Origin of the sequence: Nocardia sp. NPDC050793, assembly GCF_040654065.1 — a bacterium.
In the GTDB taxonomy this organism is placed as follows: domain Bacteria; phylum Actinomycetota; class Actinomycetes; order Mycobacteriales; family Mycobacteriaceae; genus Nocardia.
Map to the genome: position 1 here is coordinate 41,214 of NZ_JBFAHG010000017.1, position 14,021 is coordinate 55,234.

A 14,021-nucleotide genomic window follows, 5' to 3' on the forward strand; every position below is an offset into this window, starting at 1 on the left:
CGGGTCGACACCGCGCTCCAGAAGCAGCCGGACGGCGTAGCTGTGTTCGGCTTTCCAGGTAGTTCACTACTCGTGCCCGCGCTCGCGGACCTCCTTAACGTCGGTCTCGCCGATGAACGGGAGGAGGGGGCATGAACCCTCGCGAACTACTCGACGCCGTCGCACCGATGCTGTGGCAGCTGGTCGACGACGAACTCGCGCCCTTGGCCCCGGCGCTGAATCCCCTCCAGCCGCTCGCGGGTGAGACCGAGCCCGCCTTGCAGGGCAGACTGCTCGATCCCTTGCCCGAGCTACCGCAGGGCGGCGCGCTGCTGGACCTGCTGCACGCGATCGTCCCGGTCCTCCCGCCGGAACTCCGGGTGCACGGGTGGCGGCGGGCGCAAGGCGCGCCACACGGGCTGGCGCTGGTCTTGACACACGCGAGCGGGCGCGCGGTGCTCGCGTTCTCGCCGGGCAAGATCATCGACGTCGTCGTGACGGCCGGGACGAACGCCGCCGTGTCGCTGACCTCCACCGCGGAATGGGACGCGACCGTCACCGTCGCCGCGCAATCCGTCTGGAACACCACGCTGACCAAGGGCGACCCGGCCCCGCCCGCGGCCGTCGGCACCGCCTCGCTCGGTGTGCTCCGCAAACGGCGACTGACGATGGGAGCAGCCGACGGCCCCGGCGCGACGACTTCGCGCGTCGAGACCCGGCTTCGGGTGGGCCCCGCCAGTCCGTTCGCCGTCGAGGTCGCCCTGCACGACTTCAGCGCCGCCCTGCTCCCGCAAGCCCTCGCCGGACTGCTCGGCGCGGCGAAGGGCGCGTCGGTGGGGCCGGCGAGCGCGCCGCTGACCGTGCACGCCGACCGATCGAGCGGAATCCGGTTCGCGGACGGCGGCATTCAGGTCAACCTGCCGCTCCAGCTGAAACTCCCCGGAGTGTCGACGCGTGGCTGCGCGGTCGGGATCGGGATGGCGGAGGGCAAGCTCGCCCTGCTGCCCAGCCTCACCGCCTTCGCTCAGCCGCCGGGCTTGCCGCTCGCGCTGCTCCTCGGCGGCCTCGGCGTCTCGATTCCGATCGACATCGGGGTCGGCGGCATCGGCGTGCGCCCGTCTCTGGAAGCCAAGATGCCCTCGGACATCGGCGTATCTCTCGCGCTCCCACCGGTTTCCGGTGGCGGGGCGCTGCTCCGCGACGGCAACGGGTATCGCGGCGTCCTCGACATCGATCTCGGCGTCGTCGGGGTGAAAGCCGTCGGGGTGCTGAACCTCGAGCCGCTGTCCTTCCTGGTGCTGCTCGGCCTGCAACTGCCGTATCCGGGCGTTCAGCTCGGGTTCGGGTTCGCGCTCGACGCGGTCGGCGGGATCGTCGGCGTCAACCGGCGCATCGACATCGACCGGCTGCGCGGCCTGGTCGGCGAAGGCAACGTGGATCGAATCCTGTTCCCCGGCAACGACGTCGTCGCCAGGGCCGACGAGATCACCCGATCGCTCGACTCCTGCTTCCCGGTGGCGCGCGGCAGGTTCGTCGTCGGCCCGATGGTCCGGATCAACTGGGGCGGGCGGATCGTCACGCTCGCCGTCGCGGTCGTCCTCGACCTGCCAGGGTCGGCGCGCGCCGTCGTGCTCGGCCGCGTCGTGGTGGCCGTGCCGGACCCGGCGGTCCCGCTGATCCTGTTGCAGGCCAGTGTGTTCGGGCGAATCGATGCGGGCGTTCCGATGGTGGACTTCCTGGTCTCCTTGAACGGCTCCTGGATCGTGGGCTATCCGCTCACCGGCGACATCTACGTGCTCTTCCGCGGCGGAGGCGATCCGGTGTTCGTGCTGTCCGCGGGTGGTTTCCATCCGCGCTATGCACGCCCGGCGGGTGTCCCGCAGCTGCAGCGGCTCGGGATGAATCTGGGCGGCGGGTTGCTGCGGCTTCGTGCCGAGGCGTACCTGGCGTTGACCTCGAATTCCTTGCAGTTCGGGGCGAAACTGCAACTCGACGCCACCATCGCGGGCTGCGGGGTCGAGGGCAACCTGGGTTTGGACGCGCTGCTGGTGTGGGATCCGGTGCTGTTCTTCTCCGTGCACGTCTACGCCGGAGTCGCGGTGCTGGCGTTCGGACGTCGCCTGGCCAGTGTCGGGCTCGATTTCACGCTGGAAGGCCCCGGCGAGTGGCACGCCTTCGGCACCGGAAGCATTTCGGTGCTCTTCTGGGACGTGTCGCTGGACTTCGACGTCCGCTGGGGCGACAAGCCCGCGGTCACGCCGCGCGCCGACGACATCCTCGACGAACTGCGCAAGGTCATCTCCCGTCGCGAGTCGTGGACGATCGAACGCGCGGCGCAGCGGGCGCTGGTGCGCTACACCGACCTTGCGGCCAAGGCGCTCGCGGACGGCACAGTGGCGCAACCGGATTCGACGCTGGCGGTCGATCAGAACGTCGTGCCGTTGCAGCGGAAGATCGCGCGATTCCACCGGGTCACCGTCCCGGAGCAGGAGTGGAAATTCGTCGAGGTGGAGCTCGAACCGAACAATCGGGCGGACCTGACCAGGCCGAAGGACAATCTGTTCGTCCCCGGCGAGTTCTTCGCCATGACCGAGGACAGGCAACTCGGCGCACCGGCCTTCGAGAAGCATCCGAGCGGTTTCGCGCTCACCGAAACGGATCTCGACATCGGTCCGGTCCGTCTGGCCGACGACACCTACGAGACCGACTACGAGGTCGACGCGAACTGGTTCCCGCAGAACGACCGCCCCAAGCGCATCCGCCTCATCGGCAGAGCCCGGTTCTCGCTGGAGACCTGGTCGCGTCCGGTCACCGCCGCCGAACGCGTCGATCGCTGGCGTGCGGCGCAGGTGAGCGCCGCCCGGCCGATGGTGGTGAACCGATGAGCCGCCGCTTCTTCGTGTCGTCGGTCGCGATCGGCGCGGCCGCCGCGGCCGGCAAGGCCGAGTTCGGCAGGCCCGAGTTCCAGCCGAAAGTCCGGGTCGCCAGAACCTTCACCGGCCAGGCCGAGGAAGATCTGGGCAAGGTCGACGGACCCGACCTGCAACTGCTCGGTCCCGGCGACACACTGGGATTCGACCAGGCGATGGTGACCCGCGTCGAACCACCCGCGGGCTGCCCCAACGGCATCGCAAGCAATCTGGCGTCGATCGAGTTCGCCGACGGCGCGCTGCCCTGGATGTTCAGCCTGCCCGGAACCGAAATCGCCACGCCCGCAGGCAAACAGCGGCGGCCGTGGCTGGTGCTGATCGTGCTGCGCGAGGACGAAGTCCGTTTCGTTCCCGGCGAAGGACCGCTGCCCGTGATCGACGCGCCCGCCGCGGCGTTGCCGGATCTGCGACACTCCTGGGCGTGGGCGCATGTCGAGGCCCGCGTCGACGACGCGCAGCCGCCCGTACCGGCCATCGAAGCGGATCTGCGTACCGGCGTCGACGCCGTGATCTCCCGGCTGATCTGCCCCCGCGAACTCGAGCCGAACAAAGGCTGGCTGGCGTGCGTGGTGCCCGCCACCAAAGGCGGTCGCGAGGCGGGACTCGGCGGCGACGGGCACACGGCCGACGCCGCGAGCGACGCATGGACCACGGGCCAGGGCGCTCGCCTGCCCGTCTACTACTTCTGGCGGTTCGACACCGGCGCCAGAGGATCTTTCGAAGACCTCGCCCGCAAGATCCAGCCGGTGCAGGGAAACACGCTGCCCGGCTTCGGTTCCCGCAGGATCGACGTCGGCAACCCGTGGCCGCACAGGGATGTCCTCGCCAGCGCCGACGAAGTGGTCACTGTCGATATCCAAGGCGCCTTGCGGTTGCCGAGGACACAGATCGACGACGAGCAGTGGACCGACATGGCCGCCAGGGAGACTTTCCGCGTCGAGCTGAAGAAGCAACTCGACGCGCCCGCTGCCCGCCGCGGAAGCGCGGAACTGGACCGCGACGAGAAGGCCGTCGCGCCCCCGCTGTACGGCAGTCATCACACCGGCGTCCAGACGATGCCAGGTGGCGGCTGGATGCAGTCGTTGAATCAGCAGGTGCAGTTCCGGATTCCAGCCGCGCTCGGCGCCAGGTACATCCAGCTCGAGCAGGAATTCCTGATGGCGAGGGCGTGGGAGCAGGTCGGCGCGATCAACGAGGCGAACCGGCTGCTCGCGGCGACCGAGCTCGCCGCCGTGGTCGGCGCGACAGCCCTGGACAAACATCTCGGCGCGATGGACGATGCCGCGCTGACCCAGCTGGCGGATCCGCTGCGCGACAACGAGCGGATGTTCGCGGACACCTCGCTCGCCACCGTGCTCGCGCAGTCCGCCGCGCCGGACGGGCTCGCGTCGACCGCGTTCGTCCGGCTCACGCGCGGCGGCGGCGCCCTCGCCAGGCGAACCGCGCGCGCGGCGGGCGAGATGGCCTCCGACATGCCATCGACGCCCGCACTGCGCGAGTACTTCGAGCGGACCGAGGTCAGGCCGCCGACGGCAACCTTGGCAGGCGCGGAGGTGGACGAACGATCCGCGCGGGTGGTGAACGATCCCGCCGCGCGGTTCGCGGTGGAGACGATGGCCGGACTGCTCGCAGGCCAGCACACGCTCTTCGCGGACCGCAGCGGTTTCGTCGGCGCGACCGCCGCGGAGCGGCTCGCGTCACTGACGACGAGCATGAGCGACGAGATGGCGGGCGGGCACAGGCTGGTGCTCGCCCCAGCGCCCGTCGCGCTGCGCGGGCTGCGGCGCGCGGTCAACGGTGAGGACATCGGTGCCGTCTCCGCGATTTCGTTCGCGGACGGCCGGGTGCTCCGCGAGCTCGCCGGGTCCGTGCGAGCGAGCCTGGAACCCGTAGGGCAGCTGGTCGAGTCGATGCGCGCGGCGATCAGCGCACCCGCCCTCGCCCTGCGCAGCGCGGCGGAACGCCGCCCGTTCCGGCCGATCATGGAACACCCGCGGTTCCTCTTCCCGATCGGCGCGGAACTGCTCCAGCGGTGGCCGGAATGGACCCTGCCCGGCATCTCCGGCTTCCCGGAGAACAGCACCACACTGCTGGAAACGAATTCGGCGTTCGTGGAGGCGCTGCTGGTCGGGCTGAACCAGGAATTCAATCGCGAACTGCGCTGGCGCGAATACCCGACCGACGAAGCGGGCACCCCGTTCGCGCGCTTCTGGCCAGGCCGCGATCTGTCCGAGCCCGAGTACGGCGAGATCGCGCGCTGGGCCGCCGACGTGAAACTCGGCGACCACGACGCGAACAGCGGCAAGGACCGGTTGGTGCTGCTGGTCCGCGGTGAGGTGTTGCAGCGGTATCCGGGCACCAGCGTGCTCGCGGCGAGAGCGACCGCGGACCGGCGGGTCCCCGATGTCGGCGGTGAGTGGAAGGAACCCAATTTCGCCATGGCCGTGGACGAACGGACCAGCCTGTACTGCTTCGACCTCGACGCGCAGCAGGCGATCGACCAGCGCTGGCTGTTCGTGCTGCGAGAACCGATGCGCGGCACCCAGTTCGGGTTCGACCTGAAGACGGCGGAGTCGCCGCGATTCGACGAATGGGCGGATCTCACCTGGGACGACGTGCCAAAGGACGGTCGCGGGTTCGTGGTGCCCGAGCACCGCGGCGGGCTGCCGCCGACGCCGTCGCCGAATCCGGAACCGCCGCGCCCGCTGCCGCTGCACGAAGCGCATTTCGCGAAATGGGGCTTCGACGCCGCCGATATGGCGCGCATCGCGTTTCAACGGCCGTTCCAGTTGGCGTTCTCGCCGTTGCGCATGATCGGCAACCCACCCCAGTGACCCCACGAGCAAGGAGCCGATGATGCCCACGCACTACCGGGTCGAGCCGGGAGACACGCTGTCCGCGTTGGCCTTACGCTTCTACGGCGACGCGAACCTGTTTCCGGTGATCGCCCGGGCCAACGGCCTGCCCAACCCGCACTTCATTCTCGCGGGCCAGCTGCTGACCATCCCCGACCTCGTGCCGCCGCCGCATCCGCCCACCGCGGATCCGGCGCGGGTGTTCGCGTTGCGGCGCGGCGCGGATCGTATCCGGCTGCACTACGACACGTTGCTGGCCGAGGCGGACGACAAGGAAGCGGGCCTGCACCGCACCCGGCAGTGGGCGGCGACCAATCCGACCAACGTTCCGCACGGCAATACCGCGCAATCCATCCTGCGGCGAGCCGAAACCGAGCAGGCCGCGCGGCGGAAGCGCCTCGACGAACTCCACACCCAGCTCGAAGCGACCACGGCGGAACTGGCCGCCTCGCTCGACGCGGGAACCCCGCTCTTCCCGCTACGCAGGCACACCATGCGCGATGGCGATACGTTGTTCGCGCTGGCGCGGCGGTTCTACGGGAACGGTCAGTTGTGGCCGTTGATCGCACGGGCCAACAACATCGATGATCCGAACACGATTCCCATCGGGACGGTGGTGGTCATTCCGGAGGCCGGGCGGGAGCCGACACGCACCCACACGGTCCGCTCGGGCGAGGTGTTGTTCGATCTCGCACAGCGGTTCTACGGCAACCCCGAGTTGTGGCCGCTGATCGCACAGGCGAACGGAATCATCGAACCGCGCCGTCTCCAGATCGGGACCGTTCTGGTCATCCCCGAGCGGCCGGGTGGGTCGAGGCGTACCCACACCATGCGCGATGGCGATACGTTGTTCGCGCTGGCGCGGCGGTTCTACGGGAACGCTGAGCTGTGGCCAGTGATCGCGCAGGCCAACGACATCGATGATCCGAACACTATCCCCACCGGGAAGGTGATCGTCATCCCCGACTTGTCGCCGACCGCCGTCGAACCGATCGCGTTGCTGCCGGTCCGGATCGAGACCAAGTTCCTGCCCGACGACATCCGGATCGGCCAGGTGCTGGTGATCCCCGAGCGCGAGGCCCCTGTACGGCGTCACACGGTGGTCTCCGGAGATACCTTGTCCGCGTTGGCCTTGCGGTTCTACGGAGACGCCACGCTCTTTCCGCTCATCGCGCAGGCGAACGGCCTGGTGAACCCGCATCGGATCAGGGTCGGCCAGGTGCTGGTGATCCCCGCGCGCGAGCCGCACCCGCGGCCGGTGACCCGCACGCACACGGTCGTCGCGGGCGACACGCTCGCGAGCATTGCCCAGGCCGCCTTCGGCGACGCCGGGGCGGCGGATCTGATCGCGGCCGCCAACGGCATCGCCGAGCGGACCATCCAAGTGCGCGTCTATCCCGACGACATCCACATCGATGCGTTCGCACCCGAACTCACCCCCGAGGAACGCGATCTCGCGCGGACCTACTGGGCGAACCCGGGCGACATCGCGTGGCAGGAATTGCTCACGAAGCTGAGCCCGCAGCGGGCCGCATGGGCGACGCGCCAGACCCGCCCCGGCGCGCCGGAGCCGAGACTGCGTGACGCGCAGCAGCGGCGGGCCCCGCAGGTGACGACCATGCCGTCGCGATGGCGGTTCCTCGGATTCGTCGACGGCGCGCTGGTGGTGGACAGCACCGGCGCGGACATCCCGGATCCGCTGCCGCTCGGACTGCTGGAGGCCGACGTAGCCGCGCGCGACCACGAACACGCCGCGTGGGCGGTCGATTTCCCCGCGGCCGTCGCGGCGGGCATGGGCATCACCCTGACCCTGCCGGAGGGTATCGAACATCTCGACGAGCTGTTCGTCGTCGGCGTCAGCGAACGATCGGCCGCGGAGTCGGCGGCGCGGCTGCGAAACACGTTGCTTGGCCACGCGTTCGGCGGCGGGCTCGGATTCCTGACGGCGGGGACGCCGACCAACAACACGCCAGAGAGCCGGACGGCCTGGTCGGCGCGCCCGTCCTCGCGCGCTCCGGGTCCCGCCGCACCGTCGTTCGTCGACGGCGCCGATGCCGCCCGGGTCGCCGAGGCGCTCGGCATCGCCGACGGCGAGTTCTTGATGGAATGCGATGGCGGCCAGCTCGATTCGGACGCCGCGGTGGCGGGGCTCTCGCTGCTCAGCTGGGACGCGCTTGCGTTCGGTTTCGTCGACGCCGCCACCAATGTCCTCGGCGTCGCCGACACCGAGTTCGCTCAGCTGAGCGGCAGGGCCTGGATCGGGTTTCGCGACCACCTGGTCGACTACGTGCGCGGGCGCGGACCGCTGCCCACCATCCGGGTCGGCCGCCAGCCCTACGGCATCCTTCCGGTGTCCACCGTGGACGAATGGCGATCGCATCGCAAGGACGCACCCGACGCGCTGCTGGCGCCGTGGTTGCTTCGGCTGCGCGATCATTGGCGCGGGGCGCTCATCTCGGGATGGATACCGCGGGTGACCGACGGGCAGCCCGCCGACCGGCTCGCCGTCGACGTGATGACGCGGCTGCCGGTCTCGAACAATCTCGTGATTCGCCGGGTGCTCTCGCCCGCAGGCGGATTGGAGAAGTTCGACAAGATGACCGAGACGCTGGACGGGCTCGAGATCGGTCGCCGCGCGCCGGGACCGGTGCTCTCGGTCGGCGGCATCGACTTCCGATCCGGTCTGCGCTGGGCGACGCCGACGCCGCTGATCAGCCACCTGGCGTGGACGTCGGACCGGACGCCCGCCGACTTCGCGAAAGTCGCCGAGCGCCTCACCCCGAACGCCAAGGGCTACCCGGAGTTCTTCGGCCGCAGCAGGAGACATCTGGCCGACGCGCTCGCGATCCTCGAAGAAGGCATCCCCGAGGCCGAATACGAGCGGCGCATCGCGGCCTACGACGAGAAGTGGCCGATTCCTGTACTGCACGGCGAGCAGGACGAGCGCAAGCCGGATCTGTTCGGCTTCCCCGGCGACGAGGACTTCATCCCGGCGCTCACCTTCAAGGACAACCCCCGCACGCACCTTTTCGACGAGGCGAGCGAGCCGTTGCGCGACGCGCTCGACATCCCGGGGCTGATCGACGATCTCATCATTCAGAAGGTGTCGCGCCCGGACACGCCGCGGGACGAGCTCGACGCCAAGCGTGACCATGCGCGCGGCAAACGGGCCGGGGCGGCGGCCGTGCTCGCCGGATTGGCGGCGCTGGAACAGGTCCCCGCCGATCGGTTCCTGCCGCTGCTGATGGAGATTCTCGATATCTACTCGCACCGGTGGGACGCCTGGGCGACCTCGCTGGCGACCAAGCGCCTCGCCGACACCCGCGGCGCGGGCGCGACCGGCGTCCGGCTCGGCGGTTACGGGTGGGTCGAGAACCTGCGCCGCAACCCGCCCTCGCGGACGGTGAGCGACGGCTACATTCACGCCCCCTCGCAACACCATGCCGCGACCGCCGCGGTGCTGCGCTCGGGATTCCTCGCGCACGATCGAGGGGGCTCACTGGCGGTGGATCTGACGTCGCGCCGGGCGCGGACGGCGCGTTGGCTGCTCGGCGGCGTCCGGCGCGGCCAGAATCTGGGCGCCCTGCTCGGCTATCGCTTCGAGCGCGCGCTGCACGACGCGAACCTGGATCAGCTGAAGGACTTCTACCGCAGGCACTTTCCCACGCCGGTCGTGCCGGAGCCGGCCGACGGGCAGGAAGAGCCCGAGCTGTGGCGGCGAAGTGCGGACGCGATAGCACCGGTCAATGTGGTCGACGGCATGGCGCTCGCCCGCGCCCATGCCGAGGGCAATCTGGCGATTCCGGACGGGCGGGCGCGTCCGATGCTCGACGATCTCGTCGACGCGCTCGACGCGGTCGGCGATCTGCTGCTCGCCGAGAGTGTGCACCAGCTCGTCGGCGGCAACCCGATGCGCGCCGGGATCGCCGCGGACACGCTCGGCCAGGGAACCGACGTGCCGGACCGATTCGACGTGCTGCGCACCCCGCACCGCGGCAGCCCCATCACGCATCGGGCCGCCGCACTGCTGCCCGCCGACCCGGCGCTGCCCGCGGGCTGGGCGCGCGACGCCTTCGCGAAGCTGGAACCGCGGGTCGAGGCCTGGGTCGCCGCGGTGCTCGGGCCCGCGACCGGATGGCGGCTGTCCGCGCAGCGCGTCGGCAGCGCGACGACCTTCTCCTTCACCGCCGACGAGCTCGAGTTCGGCGCGCTGGGTTTCGCGCTGGACGTGGCGAGCGACGCGCACCGGCGACTCGATCTGCGGGTCGCCCAGCTCGCCGGATTCGATTCGGACGCCATCGAATACGGCGGTGACTGGCTCGAGCTCATGCAGATCGCACGGCGGGTGCAACGGTTGCTCGGCAGCGCAAGGGCACTGACCCCGGCGCAGCTGGTGGGGGAGGGCGCGACCGGTCTCGCGCCGGACATGGCGGAAGTGCGCGGGCGGCTGCGCGACTTCGTCGACACCGTCACCTCCGCGCAGAACCGGGCGGCGCTCGGCATCGACGCCGATCCGGAACGGCTGGCGCGGGCCGTTGGAGAGACCGACGACGCGAGCTGGGTCGGCGCGGTGACCTTGGCGCTCGGCGATTTTCTCGGTACCGGGGTGCCGATCGCCCCGCTGCTCGGCGGCGCCGCGATCCCGGCCGCCCAGCCCGGCATCCGGCAATCGTCCATCGCGGACTGGGTCCGCCGCTTCGCGACCATCCGTCCGGCCACCCGCGCGTGGCACGAGACGCTCATGCTGGCGGGGGCCCGATCCGGGCGGCCGTGCCCGCTGTCGGTCTCGCAGCTTCCCGCGGGCGGGCCGTGGATCGGTGCGCCCTTCACGCCTACCGAACGACCGGGCGCGCGCGAACATCTCGTGACCCATCGGCCCTTCCCTGTTCCCTCGAACGGGCGGGTCGCCGGGATCGTGTTCGACGAGTGGGTCGAGGTGCTGCCCGGCTCGTACGGTCTGTCGCCCACCAAGGCGGGCCCCGACGCCGTCCCGGTGGAGTCCGAGCTGACCGGAGTGTCGTTCCATTTCGACCGGCCGGATGCCAAAGCGCCGCAGGCGATCCTGCTCGCGGTGCCGCCGGACGCCAAGCGCGGCTGGACGGCCGACGTGCTCGCGATGGTGGTGCGCGACACCCTGGAACTGGCCAAATTGCGGGCCGTCGACCTCGGCGATCTTCCGCTGCTCGACGACATCCTGCCGGTCGTCCGGCCGCCCGTGTTCAGCAGGCCCCATTCGATACTGCACGACTTCTGGCTCGAGCTGGCGGAGTGAGATCATGCGACGAACCCACGATATTCTCGGCAACTTCCTCTTCCGCGCCGACGACACGTTCCGGGTGGAACCGCTGCCGCGGACCAACGAGGTCCAGACCGGTCTCTCGGCCCGGATCCACGATCCGGCATGGTCGTTGACCCGGCAGTGGCAGCTCGGCGAATTCGCGGCGCAGGACGCGGCCTCGCCCGTGCTCGTCGAACTGGCGGGGCAGAGCGTCCCGATCAGCGCGTGGCGGCCTTCGGGTCCGGCGAGCGAACTCGACGTCGACGGGCAGTGGGTGCCCTACACCCCGGCGTCGGGCCCGCTCGACGCGCTGATCGAATCGGAGGACGCCGCCGCGCCCGACGAGCGGTTGCGGGTCGAGGGCGGTGTGCATTTCGTGCGCCTGCTCGATGAGGCCGGGCTCACGGCGAAGCTGCCGAATGTCCTCGCCGAGTACGGATTTCCGCAGGGACAGCCGGAGACGCCCGACGTGGTGACCCTGCTCGCGCGGAAGGTCCCCGACGCAGGCAGGCTCGCGCAGGACCTGTCCGGCGGCGGCCTGCGGGTCGCCGGCCTGGCCGAGGTCGGCGCGGCCTGGCTGGCGTGGTGGCGCGAGGTCCTGCCCGTCGACGCGCCCGACACGTTCGACCCGCACCGCTTCGAGCACCGGGCGGACTTCTCGATCGGCGAGCACGTCTTCCACGCGGACGAATACCTCGGCGACGGCCTGGACTGGTTCACCGTCGACCGTGATACCGACGCCCAACCGGCCGCCGCCGCAACGCCGTTCGTCTTCCGGCACGAGGCGCTCGCCTCGACCGTCCGGTTCGGCGGCATTCCGGCGGACCGCTTCTGGGAGATGGAGGACGCGCAGATCGATTTCGGCTCGGCCGCCGTCGCCACCCTCGACACCGGCCGGCTGCTGCTGATCGGGTTCGGCACCGTCTACGGCAACGACTGGTTCATGGTGCCGGTCGAGGTGCCCGCCGGATCGTTCACCACGATCGGCACGTTCGTCGTCACGGACACCTTCGGCGGCAGGCACGTGATCGAGCGCGCCGGTTCGGCTGACGAGCAGTGGAATCTGTTCACCGTCACCGGAACCGACGACGGACTGCTGGTGATGCCGTCCGAACGCGGCGCCGTCGGCGACCCCGCCGAGGTGGTGTCGCTGGCTCGCGACGAACTGGCCAACCTGGCGTGGGCGATCGAACGATCCGTGACCGGCGCCCGCGGCCAGGAGATCGACCGCGGCGAGCTCTGGGAGCGGAACAAACCCGCTCCGCCGCCGCCGAATCCGATGGGTTCCTACATGGTGCAGACCATCGTGCCGGACTACTGGCTGCCCCTCGTGCCGCACGCGCTCTCGCCCGCCTCGATCCGGTTCGCGCTCGTCGAACTCGTACAGCCCGGCGCGATATCGAAACCGCTTGGGCGGTTGCTGAACTCGGAGACATGGGTGCACGAGGAGGAGGTGCCGCGCGAGGGCGCGCTCGTCATTCGCAGGCCGGTGCTCGCCCGCTGGTTCGACGGCTCGTGGCACACGTGGGTCCGGCGCGAGAAGAACCCGGGCCGCGGCGAGAGCTCGAGCGGCCTGGCCTTCGACATCGTGCACCCGTCGGAGGCCTGGCCGTGAACACCGCCCGCTAGGTCAGTCCGCCCGCGGCCGCGACGACCCAGGCGAGTTCGGTCTTGAAGATGTCGCTGTGAGCCCCGGAGGGCGGGTCGCCCGCGGTGACGACCTCGGAGGCGTCCAGGTTCAGGATGCGGTGCGTCAGGAATGGATAGACGGTGCCCGCGCCCTCGAGCGGCATCCGGTCGGAGTCGAAAGCGCCGTGCGAACCCATGGCCCGGTACCGGAAGAGCTTGTCCTCGGCCTCGGCCGCGTCGTCACGCGCGGCGAGCGAGGCGAGCGGGTACATGACGCCGAGCGCCGTGTCGTGACTCGAAAAGCACACCGACAGCGGTCCGTCCAGCCTGGCGAGGCGGCCGGCGAGCGCGCCGCCGCCGTCGCGGAACGGCAGGGCGTCGGTGAAGGCGAACCGGGAGAACGCGCCCTGCAACAGGGTGATCGACTTGACCGGCGCCCCGCCGGCGTCACCGAGTCCGTCGAGCGCGTAGGCGACGACGCGGCCGCCGAAGCTGTGGCCGACCAGGTGCACCCGCACACCGCTGTCGCCCGCCGCGAGTTTCGCGACGACCGGGCCGAGGCCGACGCGACCGACCACGCCCGCACGGTTCTTCATCTGCCAGTAGCTCAGCTGCCGCAGCGCCTCCTTGGCGCCGTTGAGGCCGCGGGACACGAAGTCGCCGACGGCGCCTGCTTCGCCGCCCCCGGACTCGAATTCGACGCCGGTGTCGGCGAGCTTGTCGGCGAATTCGGTGAACAGGTCCTCCGGAGCGCGGTCGGTGTCGAGCATGCCCGGCTCGTCGGCCGGGTTCTCGCCGTCGTCGAATCCCTCGGACGTGGCCGCGTGCAAGGAGCGCAGCTCGGTGAACAGCTGTTCGGCCGTCTCGTGGGTCGGCGGCCCGGCGAGCAGCTGGGCGATCGTGTCGAGTTGTGCCGCGCCGTCGGGGAAGAGGCTCTTCAGGTCGGCGAGGATCTCGGGTTCGAGGGTGGGCGCGCCCGCGGACACCGGCGTCGTCACTTCGAGCGCCGCGGCCCCGCCGCCCTCGACGGGCTGCCTGGTCGGTGCCAGGTCGGGAATCGGCTCGTCGCGCCACAGCTGGGAGGGCCAGAGAATTCCGACGAACCCCACTTTGCGCTCGGCGCCGAGGTGGGCGGCGAGCAGGTCGAACCAGCGATGGTAGAGCCGAATCGCGGTGTCATGACCGTTGTTCCAGCCGTGCGAGAGCATTACCAGGTCGGTGATGCCGAGCGCCGCGCGCTCCTGGGCCAGCGTGTCGACCAGCTGCTGGTCGGTGTCGCCGTCCTTGTCGAAGATCAGCCGCCAGAACGGGCGGCCCGCGATGGTGTCGGTCATTGTCGCAGTCCTTCCG

5 protein-coding genes are annotated in these 14,021 nt (G+C 70.4%); 4 read left to right on the top strand and 1 reads right to left on the bottom strand.

Annotation, left to right across the window (positions count from 1 at the left end):
- The first annotated feature begins 131 nt into the window (after nucleotides 1–131).
- The 4 genes from AB0H50_RS34090 to AB0H50_RS34105 are packed head-to-tail and all read left to right on the top strand — an operon-like array spanning nucleotide 132 to nucleotide 12,657.
- Complete coding sequence (locus AB0H50_RS34090; RefSeq protein WP_357461011.1) at nucleotides 132–2,864, top strand: DUF6603 domain-containing protein; 2,733 nt, start codon at nucleotides 132–134, stop codon at nucleotides 2,862–2,864.
- On the top strand, nucleotides 2,861–5,743 hold the full coding sequence (locus AB0H50_RS34095; RefSeq protein ID WP_357461014.1) for a hypothetical protein: 2,883 nt from the start codon (nucleotides 2,861–2,863) through the stop codon (nucleotides 5,741–5,743). Before AB0H50_RS34090 ends, AB0H50_RS34095 begins: the two co-directional genes overlap by 4 nt.
- Before the next feature lie 22 nt (nucleotides 5,744–5,765).
- Nucleotides 5,766–11,036, top strand: a complete 5,271-nt coding sequence (locus AB0H50_RS34100) for a LysM peptidoglycan-binding domain-containing protein (RefSeq protein ID WP_357461017.1) — start codon at nucleotides 5,766–5,768, stop codon at nucleotides 11,034–11,036.
- Nucleotides 11,037–11,040: 4 nt separating this feature from the next.
- A complete protein-coding gene (locus AB0H50_RS34105; protein ID WP_357461019.1) occupies nucleotides 11,041–12,657 on the top strand; it encodes a hypothetical protein in 1,617 nt (538 codons plus the stop codon).
- A gap of 10 nt (nucleotides 12,658–12,667) precedes the next feature.
- On the opposite strand, the gene AB0H50_RS34110 is transcribed toward AB0H50_RS34105, so the two are convergent.
- Nucleotides 12,668–14,005 (bottom strand): serine-threonine protein kinase, encoded by a 1,338-nt coding sequence (locus AB0H50_RS34110; RefSeq protein ID WP_357461022.1) that lies wholly within the window; start codon nucleotides 14,003–14,005, stop codon nucleotides 12,668–12,670.
- Between the last annotated feature and the right edge of the window lie 16 nt (nucleotides 14,006–14,021).